This window comes from Microbacterium sp. PRC9 (assembly GCF_031844125.1).
Lineage (GTDB): Bacteria > Actinomycetota > Actinomycetes > Actinomycetales > Microbacteriaceae > Microbacterium.
In genome coordinates, this window is sequence record NZ_JAUZUR010000002.1 from 616636 (window position 1) to 637435 (window position 20800).

17 protein-coding genes and 1 tRNA gene are annotated in these 20800 nt (G+C 70.8%); 11 read left to right on the forward strand and 7 right to left on the reverse strand.

Going from position 1 to position 20800, the window contains the following annotated elements; all coding sequences use genetic code 11:
* Window positions 1-3: 3 nt before the first annotated feature.
* On the reverse strand, window positions 4-507 hold the full coding sequence (locus Q9R33_RS06395; RefSeq protein ID WP_045299837.1) for a MarR family winged helix-turn-helix transcriptional regulator: 504 nt from the start codon (window positions 505-507) through the stop codon (window positions 4-6).
* Between the two features lie 104 nt (window positions 508-611).
* Here Q9R33_RS06395 and Q9R33_RS06400 point away from each other — a divergent pair.
* The 8 genes from Q9R33_RS06400 to Q9R33_RS06435 all read left to right on the forward strand — a co-directional run bounded on the left by Q9R33_RS06400 (window position 612) and on the right by Q9R33_RS06435 (window position 9612).
* Window positions 612-683, forward strand: a tRNA-Gln gene (locus Q9R33_RS06400).
* Window position 684: 1 nt separating this feature from the next.
* The gene (gene glmU / locus Q9R33_RS06405; RefSeq protein WP_056368091.1) at window positions 685-2157 is read left to right on the forward strand and encodes a bifunctional UDP-N-acetylglucosamine diphosphorylase/glucosamine-1-phosphate N-acetyltransferase GlmU; all 1473 of its coding nucleotides are present in this window, start codon (window positions 685-687) and stop codon (window positions 2155-2157) included.
* Entirely contained in the window at window positions 2132-3166 is a 1035-nt protein-coding gene (locus Q9R33_RS06410) for a ribose-phosphate diphosphokinase (RefSeq protein WP_056368089.1), read from the forward strand. The genes glmU and Q9R33_RS06410 overlap by 26 nt, the downstream gene beginning before the upstream one ends.
* A gap of 57 nt (window positions 3167-3223) precedes the next feature.
* The gene (locus Q9R33_RS06415) at window positions 3224-5995 is read left to right on the forward strand and encodes an HAD-IC family P-type ATPase (protein WP_311293191.1); all 2772 of its coding nucleotides are present in this window, start codon (window positions 3224-3226) and stop codon (window positions 5993-5995) included.
* Window positions 5996-6071: 76 nt separating this feature from the next.
* Entirely contained in the window at window positions 6072-6554 is a 483-nt protein-coding gene (locus Q9R33_RS06420; RefSeq protein ID WP_311293192.1) for an FMN-binding protein, read from the forward strand.
* A gap of 3 nt (window positions 6555-6557) precedes the next feature.
* Complete coding sequence (locus Q9R33_RS06425; RefSeq protein ID WP_311293193.1) at window positions 6558-7493, forward strand: FAD:protein FMN transferase; 936 nt, start codon at window positions 6558-6560, stop codon at window positions 7491-7493.
* Window positions 7490-8044, forward strand: a complete 555-nt coding sequence (locus Q9R33_RS06430) for an MOSC domain-containing protein (protein WP_310245965.1) — start codon at window positions 7490-7492, stop codon at window positions 8042-8044. The genes Q9R33_RS06425 and Q9R33_RS06430 overlap by 4 nt, the downstream gene beginning before the upstream one ends.
* Window positions 8045-8049: 5 nt before the next feature.
* On the forward strand, window positions 8050-9612 hold the full coding sequence (locus Q9R33_RS06435; protein ID WP_310245966.1) for a flavodoxin reductase: 1563 nt from the start codon (window positions 8050-8052) through the stop codon (window positions 9610-9612).
* A gap of 141 nt (window positions 9613-9753) precedes the next feature.
* On the opposite strand, the gene Q9R33_RS06440 is transcribed toward Q9R33_RS06435, so the two are convergent.
* Together Q9R33_RS06440 and Q9R33_RS06445 are read right to left on the reverse strand one after the other, a co-directional pair.
* Window positions 9754-11337: an ATP-binding protein gene (locus Q9R33_RS06440; RefSeq protein WP_311293194.1), complete on the reverse strand. Its 1584-nt coding sequence runs from the start codon at window positions 11335-11337 to the stop codon at window positions 9754-9756.
* Complete coding sequence (locus Q9R33_RS06445) at window positions 11334-12062, reverse strand: response regulator transcription factor (RefSeq protein WP_056368077.1); 729 nt, start codon at window positions 12060-12062, stop codon at window positions 11334-11336. Before Q9R33_RS06445 ends, Q9R33_RS06440 begins: the two co-directional genes overlap by 4 nt.
* A gap of 242 nt (window positions 12063-12304) precedes the next feature.
* On the opposite strand from Q9R33_RS06445, the gene Q9R33_RS06450 reads away from it, so the two are divergent.
* Together Q9R33_RS06450 and Q9R33_RS06455 are read left to right on the forward strand one after the other, a co-directional pair.
* Window positions 12305-13783, forward strand: coding sequence for an ABC transporter permease (locus tag Q9R33_RS06450; RefSeq protein ID WP_311293195.1), 1479 nt, complete (start codon window positions 12305-12307; stop codon window positions 13781-13783).
* Between the two features lie 65 nt (window positions 13784-13848).
* Window positions 13849-14574 (forward strand): ABC transporter ATP-binding protein, encoded by a 726-nt coding sequence (locus tag Q9R33_RS06455; protein ID WP_311293266.1) that lies wholly within the window; start codon window positions 13849-13851, stop codon window positions 14572-14574.
* A gap of 18 nt (window positions 14575-14592) precedes the next feature.
* Here the strand turns inward: Q9R33_RS06455 and Q9R33_RS06460 are convergent, their stop codons facing one another.
* On the reverse strand, window positions 14593-15582 hold the full coding sequence (locus Q9R33_RS06460; RefSeq protein ID WP_311293196.1) for an SDR family oxidoreductase: 990 nt from the start codon (window positions 15580-15582) through the stop codon (window positions 14593-14595).
* A 100-nt stretch (window positions 15583-15682) separates the two neighbouring features.
* Here Q9R33_RS06460 and Q9R33_RS06465 point away from each other — a divergent pair, with 100 nt between their 5' ends.
* On the forward strand, window positions 15683-17026 hold the full coding sequence (locus tag Q9R33_RS06465; protein ID WP_311293197.1) for an FAD-binding oxidoreductase: 1344 nt from the start codon (window positions 15683-15685) through the stop codon (window positions 17024-17026).
* A gap of 91 nt (window positions 17027-17117) precedes the next feature.
* Here Q9R33_RS06465 and gndA read toward each other — a convergent pair whose 3' ends face one another.
* The 3 genes from gndA to Q9R33_RS06480 form a co-directional block, all read right to left on the reverse strand.
* Window positions 17118-18566: an NADP-dependent phosphogluconate dehydrogenase gene (gene gndA, locus Q9R33_RS06470; RefSeq protein ID WP_056368069.1), complete on the reverse strand. Its 1449-nt coding sequence runs from the start codon at window positions 18564-18566 to the stop codon at window positions 17118-17120.
* 175 nt (window positions 18567-18741) lie between these two features.
* A complete protein-coding gene (locus Q9R33_RS06475) occupies window positions 18742-19278 on the reverse strand; it encodes a gluconokinase (RefSeq protein ID WP_311293198.1) in 537 nt (178 codons plus the stop codon).
* On the reverse strand, window positions 19275-20675 hold the full coding sequence (locus Q9R33_RS06480; RefSeq protein ID WP_311293199.1) for a gluconate:H+ symporter: 1401 nt from the start codon (window positions 20673-20675) through the stop codon (window positions 19275-19277). Before Q9R33_RS06480 ends, Q9R33_RS06475 begins: the two co-directional genes overlap by 4 nt.
* Window positions 20676-20800: the final 125 nt, after the last annotated feature.

A 20800-nucleotide genomic window follows, 5' to 3' on the forward strand; every position in this document is an offset into this window, starting at 1 on the left:
GGGTCAGTCCGCGGCGTCGAACCCGAGGCTGAGCTTGCGCAGCAGTGCGGCGAGCCGGTCGCGGTCGCCGCGTGACAGCGCGTCGAGCAGGAGCGCCTCGGCGTCGACGAGACGGGTGATCGCGGCATCCACCCGGATCTTGCCCTCGTCCGTGAGGGTGACCAGGATGCTGCGGCCGTCGTCGGGATCTGATTCGCGGCGCACCAGCCGGCGGCCGACGAGGCGGTCGATGCGGTTGGTCATCGTGCCGCTGGAGACGAGCGTCTGCTGCAGCAGCTGCTTCGGGCTGAGCTGGAACGGCTCGCCCGCTCGGCGCAGCGCCGAGAGCACGTCCCACTCCCACGGCTCGAGCTCGCTGCGCTTGAACGCGTCGCGGCGCGCGCGGTCGAGGTGGCGAGACAGCCGGTCCACGCGGGACAGCACGCCGAGGGGTGAGAAGTCGAGGTCGGGGCGCTGCGTGGTCCAGGCCTCGACGATGCGGTCCACCTCGTCGCTCTGCGCCGTCATGCCCCCATTATCCTGACCCGGCCCCCACACCCCGACGCGGACGGGCGCGCACGGGGCATCTGGCAGACTTGACGGGCGGCGCCCGGCACCCGGGAGCGCCGCGGTCCGCCGTGGTGTAATGGCAGCACGACAGCCTTTGGAGCTGTGAGGTCTAGGTTCGAGTCCTGGCGGCGGAGCATGACCGACACGACCCGCGACAACGCTCTGGCCGTCATCGTCCTGGCCGCAGGGCAGGGCACCCGCATGAAGTCCTCGACGCCGAAGGTGCTGCACCGCATCGGCGGTCGCCCGCTCGTCGGGCACGTGCTCGACACCGCGATCGCCCTCGGGCCCGAGCGCGTGGTCGTGGTCGTGCGGCACGAGCGCGACCTGGTGGCCGACGCCGTCGCGAGTGCCGTTCCGGGCGTGGTCGTGGTCGACCAGGACGAGGTCCCCGGCACCGGCCGCGCGGTCGAGGTCGCGCTCGACGCCCTCGGCGACTTCGCGGGCGACGTGCTCGTGCTGAGCGGCGATGTGCCGCTGCTCGAGGCCGACACGCTCGCAGCGCTCGTGCGCACCCATCGCGACCGCGCCGTGGCCGCGACCGTGCTCAGCGCCTCGCTCGACGACGCCACCGGCTACGGCCGCGTGATCCGCGATGCCGACGGCGCCGTGTCGCGCATCGTCGAACAGAAGGACGCGTCGGCGGATGAGGCATCCGTCACCGAGATCAACGCCGGGGTCTACGTCTTCCAGGTGCAGGCACTGCGCACCGAGCTGGCGCTCGTGGGCACCGCGAACGCGCAGGGCGAGAAGTACCTGACGGACGTCGTGGCGCTGCTGCGCGGCGACGGCCTCCTCGTCGCGGCGCAGACGGCTCCGGATGCCGCGGCCGCCCTGGGCGTCAACGACCGCGTGCAGCTGGCCGAGGCCGCCCGCATCCTGAACGCGCGGACGGTGCGGCGCTGGCAGCTGGAGGGCGTGACGATCCTCGACCCGGCGACGACGTGGATCGACGTGGACGCGAAGCTGGCGCCCGATGTGACGGTGCTGCCGAACACCCACATCCTGCGGGCGACGGTGATCGCGTCCGGTGCGATCGTCGGTCCCGACACCAGCCTCGTCGACTGCGAGGTGGGGGAGGACGCCACCGTCACGCGCACCGATGCGACGCTCGCCGTGATCGGCGCGAGGGCCACGGTCGGCCCGTTCGCCTACCTCCGCCCGGGTACGTATCTCGGCGAGAAGGGCAAGATCGGCACGTTCGTCGAGACCAAGAACTCCACGATCGGCGAGGGGAGCAAGGTTCCGCACCTCTCGTACATCGGCGACACCACGATCGGCAAGCACGTCAACCTCGGCGCCGGCGCGATCACCGCGAACTACGACGACCTGAACAAGCACCGCACCGAGATCGGCGACGAGGTGCACTCCGGCTCGCACAACGTCTTCGTGGCGCCCGTTAGGATCGGAGACGGCGCGAAGACCGGGGCCGGGGCGGTCATCCGCAAGGATGTGCCCGCCGGTGCCCTCGCTCTCAGCGTCGCCCCTCAGCGCAACGTCGAGGGGTGGGTCGAGAAGAACAGACCGGGTACCGGAGCGGCGGATGTCGCCGCCAAGGCCCGCAGCGCACAGAAGGCGGACGATGGCGCGCAAGAAGAAGACCGTTGAACTCGACCGGGCGAATGACATCGCCCCGGGACTCGTGGCCAAGACGAAGAAGCGTCTCGTCATCGCACGAGGCAGTTCCCATCCCGAGCTCGCGGCCGAGGTCGCCGCACAGCTGAGCACGGAGCTGGTGCCGACCGAGTACCGCACCTTCGCGTCGGGTGAGATCCTCACCCGATTCGAGGTCTCGATCCGCGGCTGCGACCTGTTCCTGATCCAGAGCTTCGGCCCGCCGGTCAACGAGTGGATGATGGAGACCCTCATCATGCTCGACGCCGCCAAGCGCGCGTCGGCCAAGCGCATCACCGTCGTCGCGCCGTACTTCCCGTACTCCCGTCAGGACAAGAAGGGCCGCGGCCGCGAGCCGATCAGCGCCCGCCTCGTCGCCGACCTCTTCAAGACCGCGGGCGCCGACCGCGTCATGAGCGTGGACCTCCATGCCGCGCAGATCCAGGGCTTCTTCGACGGTCCCGTCGACCACCTGTTCGCGAAGCCCGTGCTGCTCGAGTACTTCGAGAACACGCTGAGCGCCGAGGACCGCGAGCGCCTCACCGTCGTCTCGCCCGACACCGGCCGGGTGCGCGTCGCCGACCAGTGGTCCGACAGTCTCGGCGCTCCGCTTGCGATCATCCACAAGCGCCGCGACCCGAATGTCGCGAACCAGGTCACCGTCAACGAGATCGTCGGTGCCGTCGACGGGCGCGTCTGCCTCCTCGTCGACGACATGATCGACACCGGCGGCACGATCGTGAAGGCCGCCGAGGCGCTCAAGGCCAACGGTGCGGTCAAGGTGATCGTCGCCGCCACCCACGCGATCTTCAGCGACCCGGCTGCTCAGCGCCTGCAGAGCCCCGCGGTCGATGAGGTCGTCGTGACCGACACGGTGCCGATCCCCGCCGAGAAGCGCTTCGCGACGCTTACGATTCTGCCTATCGCACCCCTGCTCGCACGTGCGATCCACGAAGTGTTCGAGGACGGCTCCGTCACCAGCATGTTCGACGGGGCCGCCTGACGCCGGCGCCGAGTCGGGACCCCGGCTCCGCGGCGGCGACGGAAGGACGATGCAGAGATGTCGCAGCCGCTCGAGTCCACACCGCTGACGGAGGCCCGGCTGACCGTCGCGCGTCCATGGGCCATCCCCGCAGACGACGTGCTGGAGCATCTCGAAGCGGACGCCGGGGGTCTCAGCGCCGCTGACGCGGCGGAACGCCTCGAAGTCGCGGGGCCCAACCGCCTGCCCGAGCCGGCGCGCAAACCGGCGTGGCTGCGGTTCCTCGCGCACTTCAACGACACGTTGATCTACATCCTGCTGGGTGCAGCGGTCATCAAGGCACTCATGGGCGACTGGCTCGACTTCTGGGTGATCATGGTGGTCGCGATCATCAACGCGGTCATCGGGTACGTGCAGGAAGGCCGCGCCGAGAAGGCGCTCGCGGGCATCCGGGGCATGCTGTCGGCCGACGCCGGCGCGCGGCGAGACGGCAGCTGGGTCACCGTCCCGGCGTCGGACCTCGTCCCCGGCGACGTGGTGCGGCTGATGCCGGGCGACAAGGTGCCGGCCGACCTCCGACTGCTGCAGGCGCACCAGCTGCGTATCGACGAGGCCGCCCTCACGGGGGAGTCGGTGCCGTCGTCGAAGACGACCGATCCGGTCGCGTCTGACGCGGGCGTGGGCGACCGCGGATCGATGGCCTTCTCGGGAACCATCGTGAGTGCCGGCCAGGGCCGGGGCGTCGTGACCGCGACCGGCCCGACGACCGAGCTCGGCCGCATCCAGAGCCTCGCCGACGAGGCCGACGCGCTCGCCACTCCTCTCACCCGTCAGCTCGACAGCTTCGGCCGCGTTCTCACCCTCGTGATCCTCGGCATGGCGGCGGTCATGATGATGATCGGTCGGTTCCTCCACGGGATGCCGTATGACGAGCTGGTCTCGGCGGCCATCGGCTTCGCCGTCGCGGCGATCCCCGAAGGCCTGCCGGCGCTCGTCACGATCACGCTCGCCATCGGCGTGCAGCAGATGGCCCGCCACAACGCCATCACGCGCAAGCTCCCCGCCGTCGAGGCGCTCGGCTCGGTCACCACGGTCTGCTCCGACAAGACGGGCACGCTCACCCGCAACGAGATGACGGTGCGCCACATCGTCACCCCGCTCGCGGACTACGACGTCACCGGCCTCGGCTACGCGCCCGAGGGCGAGATCGTGCCGGCGGACGCAGACCCGGATGCCGGGGGCCGGGGCGATCTCGCCGCGATCCTCGCGATCGCGACCCTGTGCAACGACGCGCACATCGTTCGAGCCGACGACGGCTCGTGGAGCCTCGTGGGCGAGCCCACCGAGGGTGCGCTCAAGGCCGTCGCGATCAAGGGCGGCGTCGGAAGCACCGGAGGGCGCCGGGTCGCCGTCATCCCGTTCGACTCCGCCAACAAGCTCATGGCGACGCTGAACGAGGGCGCGCGCTCGGGAGGTGAGGCAGGTGAGGTGTCGCGGGCGATCCTCGTGAAGGGCGCGCCCGACCGGCTCCTCGAGCGCTCGCTCACGCAGCGCGGCGCGAACGGCTCCGAGCCGCTCGACCTCGCGCGCTGGGACGACGCGGTCGCCAAGCTCAGCGGCCAGGGCCTGCGCGTCCTGGCCGCCGCACGCAAGCCGGTGCGTCCCACGACCGACGAGTTCGCGCTCGACGACCTGGTCGACCTCGAGTTCATCGGCCTGTGGGGCATCGTCGACCCTCCCCGTCCCGAGGCCGTCGAGGCGATCGCGGACTGCCACGCCGCCGGCATCCGGGTCAAGATGATCACCGGCGACCACGCCGGCACCGCCCTTGCGATCGCGCACGAGATGGGCCTGGCGGGCGCCGACGCGGAGGTGCTCACCGGCGCGGAGCTCGAAGCGCTCAGCCAGGAGCAGCTGCGCGAGGTGGTGCAGGGCGTCGACGTGTACGCGCGCACCAGTCCGGAGCACAAGATCCGCATCGTGCGCGCGCTGCAGTCGCACGGCGAGGTCGTGGCGATGACCGGCGACGGCGTCAACGACGCCCCCGCCCTGACGCGCGCCGACGTCGGCATCGCGATGGGCATCAAAGGCACGGAGGCCACGAAGGAAGCGGCGGAGTTCGTGCTCGCCGACGACAACTTCGCGACGATCCGCAGCGCCATCGCCGAGGGACGGCGCATCTACGACAATCTGCGCAAGTCGATCGTCTTCCTCCTGCCGACGAACGGGGCGCAGTCCCTGGTCATCCTGGTCGCTGTCGTGTTCGGCCTCGCGCTGCCGCTCACCAGCGTGCAGGTGCTCTGGGTGAACATGGTCACCGCCGTGACGCTCTCGCTCGCCCTGGCCTACGAGCCCGCCGAGCGCGGCATCATGCGCCGTCCGCCCCGCGCGAGCGGCGGTCCGATCATCAACCGCGGCGAGCTCGGATTCATCCTGATCGTGTCGCTCCTCATCGGCGGAGCGGCGATGGGCGTGTTCTACGGGGTGTCTGCGGCCGGAGCCGACCTCGAGGTGGCACGCACCGAGGCCGTCCTGATGCTCGCGTTCGGGCAGCTCGCGTTCCTGTTGAACTGCCGGTTCCTCACCCGTTCGAGCCTCACCCTCGACGTGCTGCGCGGCAACAGGGTGGTGTGGTGGTCGGCGCTGGCGCTGGTGGTGCTGCAGCTCGTCTACACGTACGTGCCGTTCATGAACGTGCTGTTCGAGTCGCGGCCGCTGCCCGCGGCATCCTGGATCCTCCCGATCGTCGTGTCGGTCGGCATCTTCCTCGCGGTGGAGGCGCTGAAGGCGGTGCTGCGTGCGCGACGGGGCGCATCGGGCTCTGCGGCATCTCTCAAAGGCGGCTCATAGGCGGGCTTGAAAGGATCCCCTTCGACGCGCACATCGCGTCGACGCCACGAGCCCGACCCGAGCCAGGAGGACCGTCATGATCCGCACCGCACTCGCTTCCCGCCCCGTCCGCGCCGGCGCGGCCCTGACCGCCGTCGCCGGCATCGCCCTCCTCTCGGGCTGCGCGGCCACGGCCTCCGAGGCCGAAGAGCCCACCACGCCCGACACCGGATCGTCCTCGTCGACCGACACCGGCTCGACCGGGTCCGACACCGGCACCGGCTCGTACGCCGACGGCACGTACACGGCGGACGGCTCGTACGCGACGCCCGAGTCCGTCGAGACGATCAGCGTCACGGTGACCCTCGAGAACGACGTCATCACCGCGGTCGAGGTGACCGGCGACCCGCAGAAGCGCGAGTCGGAGCAGTACCAGGGCCAGTTCATCGGCGGCATCGCCGACGTGGTGGTCGGGCAGGACATCGACGACATCCAGGTCAGCCGCGTCGCCGGATCGTCGCTCACCAGCAACGGCTTCAATGAGGCCATCGAGGCGATCAAGTCCGAAGCGGCGAGCTAGCCCATGAGCACCGTGCCGGCGTCGTGGCGCTTCGACGCCATCGGCACGAGATGGGAGATCGTCGCCGAGCGTCCGCTGCCCGCGGCGGTGCGCGACGAGGTGACCGCCCGGATCGATGCATTCGACCGCGCGTGGTCGCGGTTCCGCGAGGACTCCGACGTCAGCGCGCTCGCCGGGGGCGCGGTCTCCCTTCCGTCGCCCGAGGACGCCGTACCCATGCTCGACGCCCTCGCCGCCGTGTCCGACGCGACCGGGGGAGCCGTGAACCCGCTCGTCGGGGACTCGCTCGATGCGCTCGGCTATGACGCGCACTACTCGTTCCACGACGGCGGACCCGTGGCCGCGCCGCACGACTGGCGCGAGCGGCTCAGCTGGCGCGACGGCCGACTCGCCCTCACCGAGCCCGCGACCGTCGATGTCGGCGCACTCGGCAAGGGGCGCCTCGTCGACCTCGTGCTCGACGTCCTGATGCGCACCGAGTCCGGAGACCTCACCGTCGACGCCGGCGGCGACCTCGCTGTGCGGGGGCGTCCGCAGCGCATCGGGCTGGAGCATCCGTTCGATCCGCGTCGCGCGATCGGCGTGTGGGAGGTGACGGATGCCGCGCTCTGCGCGTCCGCGATCAACCGGCGCGCGTGGCCGTCGGCGACGGGCACGACCCTGCACCACGTGCTCGACGCGCGCACCGGGCAGCCCGTGCGGACCTACGCGGCGACCTGGGCGGTGGCGGCCGACGCGATGACGGCCGACGCGATCGCGACCGCGCTGTTCTTCGACGGCGGCCCGCGCCTCGCGCTCCAGTGGGGCGCGGAGTGGGTGCGCATGAGCACCGACGGCCGCGTCGAGTGGTCGCCCGGCTGCCGCGCCGACCTGTTCGTGCGAGCAGATGTCGGACCCGGGACCGCGCCGGTTTCGCGACCGAATAGCCTTGAGGGGTGACCGAGTCTTCCTCCGGACACGTCGTCGGGGTCTCCCGCGACGACGCGCATCGCTTCAGCAAACCCGCGCGCGAGAGCATCACCCTGGTCGCCGGGATCGGCGTCGAGGGCGACGCCCACGCCGGCGCGACCGTGCAGCACCTCTCGCGCATCACGCGCGACCCCATGACGCCCAACCTCCGTCAGGTGCACCTCATCCACGCCGAGCTGTTCGATCTCGTGGCGACGCGGGGCCACAAGGTGACGCCTGGTGCACTGGGGGAGAACATCACGACCGCGGGCATCGACCTGCTGGGTCTGTCGCGCGGCACGCGGCTCGAGCTCGGTGAGGACGCCGTGATCGAGATCACCGGACTCCGAAACCCCTGCGCGCAGATCAACGGACTCTCGGAAGGGCTCATGAAGGAACTGGTCTCCGTCGACGACAGCGGCGCCACTGTGCGTCTCGCGGGCGTCATGTCGGTCGTGCTTGCAGGCGGCGTCGTGCGCCCGGGCGACAGCATCCGTGTCATCCCGCCCGCGGGTCTCTTCGAGCCCCTGCAGCCGGTGTGACGCGGATGGGATCGCTGACCGCTCTCTGGAACCGCGTCTTCGCGGTGCTCGGCCGCATGTCGATGTACCGTCTCGTCTATTTCGCGCTCGCGGCGCTCGCCGTCGTCGCGCTGCTGCTGTCGTTCTTCGATCTCGTCGGACCCGACCCGCTGCAGCTGATCGCGACGCTCGTCGTGCTCTCGGCGGTGTGCGTGGGGGTGGATGCTGCCGCCCAGCGCGTGCTGAACCTCCCGTGGCGTCTCGAATCGTCGCTCATCACGGCGCACATCCTGCTGTTCGTGCTGCGGCCGACGTACGAGCTCGTGGGGCTTCTGGGCATCGCGATCGCCGCCGCCGTCGCGTCGCTGTCGAAGTACGTGCTCGCGTGGCGCGGCCGGCACATCTTCAATCCCGCGGCGGTCGGCGCGACCGTCCTGACCCTGCTGAGCCTGGCGTGGCCGGACCTCGGCGCGTCTTCGTGGTGGGTGGGCACGCCTGCGCTCGCCGCACCCGTGATCCTGCTGGGTCTCGCCGTGCTCGTGCGCACCGAGAAGGTGCGCGTCGTCGCGATCTTCCTCGTGATCGCGGTCGGGGTCGCGATCTTCCGCATCGCGGCGCAGTACCAGGCGGCCGGCTTGGACCTTGAGATCCTCGACGTGCTGTGGCCGGTGCTGTGGTCGTCGCCGTTCCTGTTCCTCGGCGCGTTCATGCTGTCCGAGCCGCTCACGCTGCCACCGCGCCGCTGGCAGCAGTTCACCGTCGCGGCGGTCGTGGGCGTGCTCGCCGGATGGCCGATCGCGATCGGCGACGTCACCCTCGGGCAGGAGCGCGCGCTCCTCGTCGGCAACCTGGTCGCCTTCGCGTTCGCCGTCCGCACCGCGGTGCGGCTCACGCTCGTCGCGCGCTCCGAACCGACGCCCACCGTCCAGGAGCTCACCTTCCGCGTGCACGACCGGCTCGCGTTCCTGCCGGGGCAGTATCTCGAGCTCGAGGTGCCGCACCGCCACCCCGATGCGCGCGGCACGCGCCGCGAGTTCAGCATCGCCTCGGCGCCCGCCGACCTGCCGTTCGTGAAGGTGGCCTTCAAGGAGGGCAAGACCACGAAGCCGCTGAGCTCGTACAAGAAGGCGCTCGCGCTGGTGGAGCCGGGCGACGAGCTCGCCATCACCGGCGTGTGGGGCGACTTCCTGCTTCCCAAGCGCGACGCGGCGCCGATCCTGATGGTCGCCGCCGGCATCGGTGTGACGCCGTTCGTGTCGCAGCTCGGCCAGGAGACGGCGAAAGGCGTCGACCGTGACGTGGTCCTGGTCTACGTCGCGTCGGATTCCTCGGAGCTGGCCTACCGCGACGAGATCGAGGCATCCGGAGCCCGCGTCGTGGTGTTCACGCGCGACCGGCCCGGCGACCTCCCGGCCCACTGGGTGTGGGCGCAGGGGGTCCGCCTCGACGCCGAAGGCCTCGTGCGGATGGTGCCCGACATCTCGTCGCGTCACGCGTACATCTCCGGGCCCGCGGGTCTGATCGCCGAGCTCGCCCCCGCGCTCGAGAAAGCCCGCTCGATCACCACCGACGCCTTCAGCGGCTACTGACGCCGCGCCGTGGCGTGCGCCGGGTGCAGGCGTGTCGTCTTCGGGCGCCAGAGCGCTCTTCCGCTCTTTGCCCTCATCGGGTCGTTGGGCGAGCGAGGAACGAGCGAGACGAAACGCCTGGGACCGAGGAACGACCTCGGCTCAGCTGTGCGCGACCGGGTCGGCGGGGCGGGCCGGCAGGCGGACCTCGAAGGTCGTGTCGCCGGGCGTGCTGGCGACACGGATGCTGCCGCCATGCGCGTCCACGATCGCCCGGGCGATCGAGAGGCCCAGGCCGGTGCCGCCGGTCTGACGGGCACGGGAGCGGTCGGCGCGCGAGAAGCGTTCGAACAGCTCGTCCGTGAGGGACGGATCGATGCCGGGGCCGTCGTCGTGCACGCGGAGGATCGCCTCCGTGCCGTTGCGAGAGACGCTCACGGTGACGGTCGTGCCCGCCGGCGTGTGCGTGCGCGCGTTGGCGAGCAGGTTCGCGGCGACCTGGTGCAGGCGCCCGGTGTCACCGGCGATCAGCACCGGCTCGTCGCCGACCTCGAGCACCCACTCGTGGTCGGGACCGGTCGGCGTGACGTCGCTCACCGCGTCGATCGCGAGCCGCGTCAGGTCGACCGTGCCGTAGACGAGTTCCTGGCCCTCGTCGAGCCGCGCGAGCAGCAGCAGGTCCTCGACGAGCGAGGTCATGCGCAGCGACTGCGCCTGGATGCGCTCCAGCGACGCCTCGGTCGTCTCGAGAGCCGTGCCCTGACCGCGGCTGAGCGCGGTGAGCGACAGCTCCGAGTAGCCGCGGATCGACGCCAGCGGCGTGCGCAGTTCGTGGCTGGCGTCGGCGACGAAGCTGCGCATGCGCTCCTCGTTGCGCTGGCGCGCGGTGAGCGACTCGTCGACGTGGTCGAGCAGGGTGTTGAGGGCGGCGCCGACACGGCCGACCTCGGTGCGCGGATCGGACTCGCGCACGGGAACGCGCTCGGCGATCGAGACCTCGCCCTGGTCGAGCTGCAGCACCGATACGCGTGCCGCGGTGTCGGCGACGGCGCGCAGGGGCGCGAGGCCTCGGCGGATCGTCCAGGCGGTCGCGACGGCGAGCAGCAGCAGGCCGCCCGCGGTGAGCAGGCCGATCGTGATGAGCATGCGCGTGAGGGTCTCGGTGATCCCGGCACGCGACAAGCCGACGATGATGGTCGTGCCGCCGAACGACACGCCTTCGATGCGGTACGTGCCGAGTTCGTCGATCGTCACGACGAGCTGGCCGCGCTGCCCCTGAGCGCTGTCGTTGATCTCGGTGATCTGGTCGTCGGTCAGAGCGACCACGTCGCCGTTCTGGTCGACGACGGCCGCGCTGGCGTCTCCCGGCAGCGACTGCACGGCGAGGAAGTAGCCGGGCTGGCGCGGCTGCTGCTCGAGGATCTGCTCCGCGGTCAGTCCTCCCGCGACGGGGCCCCGCAGATACTCGACGCTCTGGCGCTCGGCCTTCACCTCGGCGTCGAGCTGCTGCTCGAGCACCTGCCCCAGGATCGCGCTCGTCGCCACCGCGACGAGCACCAGGATGAACGACGTGATGCCGACCACCGTGACGATCAGCTTGCGCTGCAGGGTCCACGGTGCTCGGCGGGGGAGGGCGCCCTGGGTGTCTTGCACGGGAGGAGTGGATGCCTCGGCCTGCGCGTCCGCGCCGGTCGAGGCATCCGTCGCCCTCGTCGTCAGGGGGGAGGGAGTCTTCTGATCCGTCACTGCGGCGCCTTGATCATGTAGCCGACGCCGCGCACGGTGTGGATGAGGGGTTCGAGTCCCGCGTCGATCTTCTTGCGGAGGTACGAGATGTAGAGCTCGACGACGCTCGAGCGGCCGCCGAAGTCGTAGTTCCAGACGCGATCGAGGATCTGCGCCTTCGAGACCACGCGGCGCTGGTTGCGCATGAGGTAGCGGAGCAGCTCGAACTCTGTCGCGGTGAGCTCGATCTCGGTGCCGGCGCGCTCGACCTCGTGGCTGTCCTCGTTGAGGGTGAGGTCGCCGACGCGGAGGATCGGCTCGGCGCCCGCGGCGTGGGCGGTGCCGGCGCGGCGCATGAGCCCGCGAAGACGCGCGACGACCTCCTCGAGGCTGAAGGGCTTCGTGACGTAGTCGTCGCCGCCGGCGGTGAGCCCGGCGACGCGGTCGCTCACGGCGTCCTTCGCGGTGAGGAACAGCACCGGAACGTCGTCGCCCGCCTGACGCAGCCGCTGCAGTACGGACATGCCGTCGAGGTCGGGCATCATGATGTCGAGCACCATCGCGTCGGGCTCGAAGTCCCGCGCGGACTGCAGCGCCTCGAAGCCGGAGCCCGCGGTGCGGACCTCCCAGCCCTCCATGCGCAGCGCCATCGACAGCAGGTCGGTGAGCATCTGCTCGTCGTCGACCACGAGGACGCGGAGGTTCGAGCCGTCGGGACGCAGGAGGGCCGGTGCGGGGTTGGTCATGCGTCCATTGTGCGGGCCTTCCTATGCGATTCCTATGGAGCCCGCTATGCGCCGGCTGTGAAACCGCGCTCATCCGTGAGACCCCAGCCGCGGGACGAGACTCCGGGGTTCACCCGAGGTCTCGTCCCGCCACTGTCGTCTCACCGTTCATAACGGGTGCATAGGTCGCGCTGAGGGCGCGCATCACGCCGCTCCGTAGCGTCACGTCGACGGCCGGCATTCCGCCTGCCAAGAGGAGACCCATGTACTTCACCTATCTGCGGCGGGAGCTGGCCGGCCGCAAGAAGCAGACGATCATCGTGGCCGCCGGCCTCGCGATCGCGATCGCCCTCGTGATGATCGTGAACTCGCTCGCCGCAGGCGTGAGCGCCGCGCAGGCGAAGGCGCTCGAGTCCGTGTACGGGGTCGGCACCGACCTCACCGTGACCGGTGCACAGGCGGAGCCGGGCCAGGGCGGTGCCCGGTTCGACTTCGGCCAGGACGGCGGGTCGACCACCGACGACGGCACCACCGAGCTCAGCCAGTCGCGGCTCGTGACCGAGCTGATGCGCGCGACGCTCGACGCCACGACCCTCGACACCGTGACGGGCGTCGAGGGCGTGTCCGCGGCATCCGCAGCCCTCAGCCTCACGAACATGACGTTCTCCGGGGAGCTGCCGCAGCGTCCCGATGACTCGACGGACTCCGGCACGGGCACGCAGGGCCAGCCCCCGCAGCAGGGCGAGGGCGGGGGCGGCGGCTTCGGCGGCGGTTCGTTCGGCGTCGACTCGTTCACGGTGCTCGGCATCGACCCGTCGGCGGACGCCGTCGGCCCGCTGTCTGCCGTGGAGGTCTCCGACGGCCGCGGCCTCGAGGCGTCCGACGAGGGCGCGTACGTCGCCGTGCTCGACGCGACCTACGCCTCGACGGCCGACCTCGCCGTCGGCGGCGCCATCGACGTGGGGGGTCAGGAGTTCGAGATCGTCGGACTCGTCGCCTCGACCTCGGACGAGGCCGACACCGCCTCCGACGTGTACATCCCGCTGGGCGTCGCCCAGGAGCTCTCGGGCGCCGGCGACGTCGTCTCCACCGTCTATGTGCAGGCCGCGTCATCGGACGCCATCGCCTCGGTGCAGGCGGCCCTCCAGGAGGAGCTGCCCGACGCCACGGTGAGCTCGCAGGCGGACCTCGCCTCGACCGTGTCGGGATCGCTCTCGAGCGCCTCCGCCCTCATCACGAACCTCGGCACGTGGCTCTCGCTCATCGTGCTCGCCGTCGCGCTCGTGCTCGCCGTGCTCTTCACGATCTCGGGCGTCTCACGCCGTACGCGGGAGTTCGGCACGCTCAAGGCCATCGGCTGGTCCAACGGCCGCGTGGTCGGCCAGGTGGCGGGGGAATCGGTCGTGCAGGGCGCGATCGGCGGCGTCATCGGCCTCATCATCGGCTTCGCCGGCATCATCGCCATCAACCTCATCTCGCCGACGATCTCGACGGCACCGGCGGCACAGAGCTTCGGCCCCGAAAGCGGTCAGAGCGGTGGCCCGATGGGCGGTGGCGGCGGTGCGTTCGGCAACGTCATGCAGTCGGCGGGCACCGACATCGTGCTGTCGGCGCCGATCACCCTCTGGGTCGTCGTCGCGGCCGTGGGGATCGCGGTGCTCGGCGGCCTGGTCGCCGGTGCATTCGGCGGCTGGCGCGCAGCCCGGCTCAGCCCCGCCGAAGCCCTGCGATCGGTGGGCTGAGGCATCCCATGTCCGACGCCATCCCCACCACACCCGAACCCACCTCACCGACGGGAGAGCACGTCATGACCATGATCGACACCGAGCGGGCCGCCGCTGCGGATGCTGCGCCCCAGGCGCAATACCGCCTCGAAGGCGTCACCCGCACCTACACGCAGAAAGGCCGCGTCGTGAAGGCGCTCGCCGGCGTCGACCTCACCATCGACGCGGGCGACTTCGTCACGATCCAGGGCCCGACCGGCGGCGGCAAGTCGACGCTGCTGCAGCTGCTCGGTGCGCTCGACCGTCCGACCACCGGCTCGGTGCACCTGGGTGAGATCGACATCGCGACGGCGAACAACCGCGAGCTCGGCCGCATCCGCGCGCACGAGATCGGCTTCGTGTTCCAGGGGTTCAACCTCATCCCCACCCTCACGGCGCACGAGAACGTCGACATGGCGCTCGAGCCGCTGGGGCTGTCGAAGGACGAGCGCACCGCGCGGGTCGCCGAGGCGCTCACGCACGTCGGGCTCGCCGAGCGCGCCGACCACCGCCCCGGCGAGCTGTCGGGCGGTCAGCAGCAGCGTGTCGCGATCGCACGGGCGATCGTCAAGCGGCCGCGCGTGCTGCTCGCCGACGAGCCGACGGGCAACCTCGACGAGAGCATGCGCGACGAGATCCTCGCGGTGCTGCAGTCCCTCAACGACGAAGGGCTCACGCTCATCGTCGTGACGCACGACTCGGCGGTCGCGCGCCGCGCCCGGCGCCGCCTGCGCCTCGACAAGGGGACGGTGCGCGACATCACGCGCTGATCAGGGCCTGGCCGGCGTTCAGCCGGCAGAGCGCACGAAGGCCGCGATGCGATCGAAGAGCGCGTCGCGGCCTTCGTCGATCTGCTGCGCCTCGGGGTTCGCGTCGTAGTACGCGAGGATGCGTCGCGCACCCTCGTCGAACGTGATCGTGGTGCGGAACTCGGGCACGAGCTGCTGGACCTTCGACACGTCGAAGACCATGGAATGCGCCTTGTCGCCGATGAGGGTCGGCCCGAGCGCGGGCTCGAACGCGGCGATCGTGTCGGAGGCGACGTGCACGAGGTCGGGGGAGGCCACACCCGCCGCATCGGCCAGCCACCCGTAGATCTGGTTCCAGCTCGGCGCGTGCGTGCCGGTGATCGTGAACGCCTCGCCGATCGCGGCGGGATTGCCGAGCAGACCCGTGAATGCGACCGCGAAGTCGTCGCTGTGCGTGATGGTCCACAGGCTCGTGCCGTCGCCGTGCACGATGACCGGGCGCCCCTCGCGCATGCGGGCGATGTCGGTCCAGTGGCCGAGGGTCGGCAGCAGCCGCTCGTCGTAGGTGTGGGACGGGCGGATGATCGTGACGGGCAGACCGCGCTCGCGATGGGCGGCGACCAGCACGTCTTCGCACGCGATCTTGTCGCGCGAGTACTGCCAGTACGGGTTGCGCAGCGGCGTCGACTCGGTCACCGGCAGCCGGCGCGGCGGCTTCTCGTACGCGGAGGCGGAGCTGATGAACACGTACTGGCCGGTGCGCCCCTCGAACAGGTCGAGGTCAGTCGCGATGTGCTCGGGTGAGAACGCCAGGAACTCGGCGACCACGTCGAAACGGCGATCGCCGATCGCGGCGCGGACGGCTGGGGCATCGCGGATGTCGGCCTCGATGAGCTCGACCGCCGGCGGGAGCGGCCGGCGGGCGCCGCCGCGGTTCAGGACCGCCACGTCGTGCCCGAGGGCGACCGAACGGCGTACGCACGCCGCGCTGATGGTTCCGGTGCCGCCGATGTAGAGGATGCTCGTCACCTTCGCGAGCCTACGCCGGTCCGCCCACCCGCCGCGGCCGCGGACGACTCGGCCGGGCGAACCCTGGTCGATGTCGGCGCCGACCTCTAGCCTGGCCGTCATGAGCAACGACGACCTCAGCACCGGCGCCGTCGGCACCGTCATCCGTCCGGGCGATTCCGAATGGGAATCCGCCCGCCGCTTCCACTCCGGCATCGGCTCGCCCGCCGCCGTCATCCGCGCCGCCGCCGTCGACGACGTGCGCGGCGCCCTCCGCTACGCCTCGGCGGAGCGGCTCGACATCATGATCCGCGGCGGCGGTCACAGCGCCTGGGGCGGGGTGCCCGGTGGCCTCACCCTCGACATCTCCGCGCTCGACGACATCGAGGTCGACGGCACCCGCGTCCGCGTCGGCGGGGGAGCGCAGTGGGGCGCGGTCGCACACGCGCTCGCCGAGCGCGGGCTGGGCATCAGTTCGGGCGACACCGCATCGGTCGGCGTCGGCGGCCTCACCCTCGGCGGCGGCATCGGCTGGATGGTGCGCGCGTGGGGTCTGGCGTCCGACCAGCTCGTGGGCGCCCAGCTCGTGACCGCTCGCGGCGAGGTGGTGGAGGCGACGGATGCCTCGCACCCCGAGTTGCTGTGGGCCCTCCGCGGCGGTGGCGGCAACTTCGGTGTCGTCACGCGGTTCGACTTCGAGGCGCACCCCCTCGACGGCGTGGTGCACGCGGTCTACGGCATCGAGGGCGACGCCCGCCCGATCATCCGCGTGCTGCGCGACCTGATGACCGATGCCCCGCGCGACCTCACCGTCACGTACATGGATGTGCCCGCGATGGACCCGAGTGCGCCCGCGGGCGCCTCCATCACGGCGGTGTGGATCGGCACCGACGAAGAGGCGGCGCGTCGCGCGCTGGCGCCGCTCGCGGGCGCGCCCGGCGTGACCGAGCGCGAGTTCGGGGTGCAGGAGTATCCCGACGTGCTGCTCGAGGCCCCCGAGTTCGACCCCGAGCAGCCGATGCCCGGCTTCGTCGGCGGCAACACCCTGCTGCCGGTGCTCGACGACGAGACGATCGAGAAGCTCGTGTCGTTCCGCGAGCAGCACCCCGCATCCGTCGCGTTCCTGCGCTCGCTGGGCGGGGCGTACGGCGACGTCTCCCAGGACGACTCGGCGTTCCCCGCTCGCGACGCGACATGGTTCGCGATGGCCGGCGCGTTCGACGTGCCGGGCATGCTCGACGACGCGACCCGCGCGCAGGTCATCGAGGAGTGGGATGCGATCGAGTCGAAGGGGTCGGGCGTGTACGGCAACTTCACCGTTTCGACCGACGCCACGTTCGCCGACCGGATGTACCCGCCGGCGACGATGGCCCGCCTTGCCGCGGTCAAGCGCGAGTGGGATCCGGGCAACGTGTTCTGCCGCAACCACAACGTCAAGCCCGGCCCGAACGGCCAGGCCGCCTGACCCGTCCGCCAACCCGGTCGCTGGCACGGGCTGAAACGCCGAGGGCGGATCCCCCGTGTGGGGATCCGCCCTCGGACGTACGGTCGAGGCGTCAGTGGGTGTCTTCGGCTTCGATCTCGGTGCGGTCGCCGGACCACAGCGTGTGGAAGGTGCCTTCCTTGTCGATGCGCTTGTAGGTGTGGGCGCCGAAGAAGTCGCGCTGGCCCTGGATGAGGGCGGCGGGCAGGCGCTCGGCGCGCAGGCCGTCGTAGTACGACAGCGACGACGAGAACGCGGGGGCGGGGATGCCGGCTCCCGCTGCTGCCGACACGATCCGGCGCCACGCGCCCTGGGCACGGCCGAGGGCCTCGACGAAGTACGGGGCGGTGAGCAGCACGGGCAGCTCGGGCTGGGCGTCGTAGGCGTCGGCGATGCGGTTGAGGAACTGGGCGCGGATGATGCAGCCCGCGCGCCAGATCTTCGACACGGCGCCGAGGTCGATGGTCCAGTCGTACTCGGCGGCGCCGGCGCGGATCTCGTCGAAGCCCTGCGAGTACGCGACGATCTTCGACGCGTACAGCGCGAGGCGCACGTCCTCGATGAACGCGTCGGCGTCGTCGACCTTCAGGCCCTCCTCAGGACCCGGCAGGTCGCGCGAGACCTCGCGCTGCTCGGGGTGCGAGGAGAGCGAGCGGGCGAAGGTGGCCTCGGCGATGCCCGAGACCGGCACGCCGAGCGACAGCGCGGTCTGCACGGTCCAGGCGCCGGTGCCCTTGGCGCCAGCCTGGTCCAGGATGACGTCCACGAGCGGCCGGCCGGTGGCGGCGTCGACCTGGCGGAGCACCTCGGCGGTGATCTCGATGAGGTAGGACTCGAGTTCGCCCTGGTTCCACTCGGCGAAGACCTCGGCGATCTCGGCGGGGCTCTTGCCGGTGCCGCGGCGGATCAGGTCGTACGCCTCGGCGATGAGCTGCATGTCGGCGTACTCGATGCCGTTGTGCACCATCTTCACGAAGTGGCCGGCGCCGTCGTGGCCGACGTGCGTGACGCACGGCTCGCCCTCGGCGACCGCGGCGATGGACTTGAGGATCGGGCCGAGGGTGACCCACGACTCGTCCGAGCCGCCGGGCATGATCGACGGGCCGTTGAGCGCGCCCTCCTCGCCGCCGGAGATGCCGGCGCCGACGAAGTTGATGCCGGTCTCGCGGACGGCCTTCTCGCGGCGGATGGTGTCGGTGAAGAGGGCGTTGCCGCCGTCGACGATGATGTCGCCGGGCTCGAACACCTCGACCAGCGCGTCGATGACCGCGTCGGTGGGGCGGCCGGCCTTGACCATGATGATCGCGGCGCGCGGCTTCTGCAGCGACGCGGCGAACTCCTCGTACGAGAACGCGGGGACGAACTCGGCCTCGGGGTGCGCCGCGGTCAGCTCGTCCGTCTTGGACCGGCTGCGGTTGTAGACCGCGACCGTGTTGCCCTCGCGGCTGGCGAGGTTGCGGGCGAGGTTCGACCCCATCACCGCAAGACCCACCACACCGATGTTCGCTGCATTCTCGGACACTCGAGCTCCTGTCTTCGTTGCTATTCAGCCTAAAGTCTGACCTGTTCGTGTTACACGACATGGCCGGCTGCTCACGCCGCGAGGCGGCCGATTGTGAGCGTGGGGTTCGGGCGGGGCGGCTCGCGGCTGGCGTGACGAGCCTAGCCCGGGAGCGTTGCGGGTCTCGGCCGGAGCGTCATGAACCTTCGAGCCGCAGGGCCGACGCGACGAGCGCCGCCTGGTCCTCGGGCGGCAACGCGATGTCGATGTCGATCGCCTGCTCGTCGGGCCCGGGCGCCTCGAGTGTCGCGAACTGGGAGTCGAGCAGTGCCGGAGGCATGAAGTGCCCCTGCCGCCGCATCATGCGGTCGCGCACGACCGCCGCGTCTCCGGTGAAGTTCACGAACGTGACGTTGTCGCGGCGCAGGATGTCGCGATAGCTGCGCTTGAGCGCCGAGCAGGTCACGATCCCGGGCTCGCCCGCCGCGCGGCGCTCGTCGATCCACGCTGCGACGAGCTCGAGCCACGGGATCCGGTCTGCATCGGTCAGCGCGTGACCGCGCCGCATCTTCTCGACGTTGGCAGCAGGATGGAGGTCGTCGCCCTCCTGGAACGGCCACCCGAGCCTGCCGGAGAGCATGGCCCCGACGGTGGACTTGCCGGTGCCGGATGGGCCCATCAGGACGAGGATCGGCGGGGTCGACAGCATCCGATCTCTCCCTTCGGCGCTCATACGAACAGGCTGACGGCGAGGACGCCGACAAGTCCGACGACCGAGATGAGGCACTCGAGAACCGTCCAGCTCTTGAGCGTCTGCGTGATGCTGAGACCGAAGTACTCCTTGATGAGCCAGAAGCCCGCGTCGTTGACGTGCGAGAGGAAGACCGATCCCGAGCCGATGGCGAGCACGAGCAGTGCCGACATCGCCGGGTCGAGGCCCACCGTGAGCGGCTGGAGGATGCCGGCCGCGGTGATCGTGGCGACCGTGGCGGATCCGGTCGCGACGCGGATGACGGCGGCCACGAGCCAGGCGAGGAACAGGATAGAGAGACCGGACTCGGCGATGAGGTTCGCGATGACGTCGCCGATGCCGGTGTCGACGAGCACCTGCTTGAACCCGCCGCCGGCGCCGACGATCAGCAGGATGCCGGCGATCGGGCCGAGCGACGAGCCCACCGACTTCGCGATCTCATCTCTGCCGAATCCGGCTCCGCCGCCGAGCACGAAGAAGCCGACGATGACGGCGATGAGGAGCGCGACCGCGGGTGTGCCGAGGAAGTCGATGACGGCCTTGGCCGGAGCGGTCGAGCCTGGCGCGATGATGTCGGCGATCGCGCGGGCGAGCATGAGCACGACGGGCAGCAGGATGCTGGCGAGGGTGGCGGCGAATGATGGGCGCCGCGTCTGCTGCTCGCCCTCGTCCTCCGCGGTGACGAACAGATCGGGCACCGGAACGCGTACCCAGCGGGCGGCGAGGCCCGAGAACAGGGGGCCTGCCACGATCACCGCGGGTATGGCGACCAGCACGCCCAGGGCGAGGGTGATGCCGAGGTTGGCGCCGAGGATGTCGATGGCGGCGAGCGGGCCGGGATGCGGCGGCACGAGGCCGTGCATCGCGGACAGGCCCGCGAGCGCCGGGATCGCGATCTTCATGAGCGGCAGGCCCGAACGACGCGCGACCAGGATGATGACCGGGACGAGCAGGACGAGGCCGACCTCGAAGAACATCGGCAGGCCGATGATGGCGCCGATGAAGCCCATGATCCAGGGGAGGCTCCGGGGCGTGGCGCGGGCGACGAGGGTGTCGACGATGCGGTCGGCACCGCCGGAGTCTGCCAGCAGCTTGCCGTAGATGGCGCCGAGGGCGATGAGGATGCCGACGCCGCCCATCGTCGCGCCGAAGCCCGTCGTGAAGCTGACGATCGTCTTGCCGGGTTCGAACCCGGCGATGATCCCGGTGGCTATGGCGCCCATCATCAGGGCGAGGAAGGGGTGCACCTTCAGCCAGGTGATCAGCACCACGATGATCGCGATGCCGATGACGGCGGCGGTCAGCAGCTGCCACGGCGGGCCGACGGGGGTCACTTCGGCCGCGGCGGCCGGCAGGGAGAGAAGTCCGGAGAGAACCATGAGCGTCCTTGATCGAAACAGGGTCGGTCTTTGACCCGAGGATGCCGTTTAGTCTGACGTGATATCCATCCACTGTCAATATGTACGACATAAAAAGTGGATGATGCGCGAATGTCGGACGACAC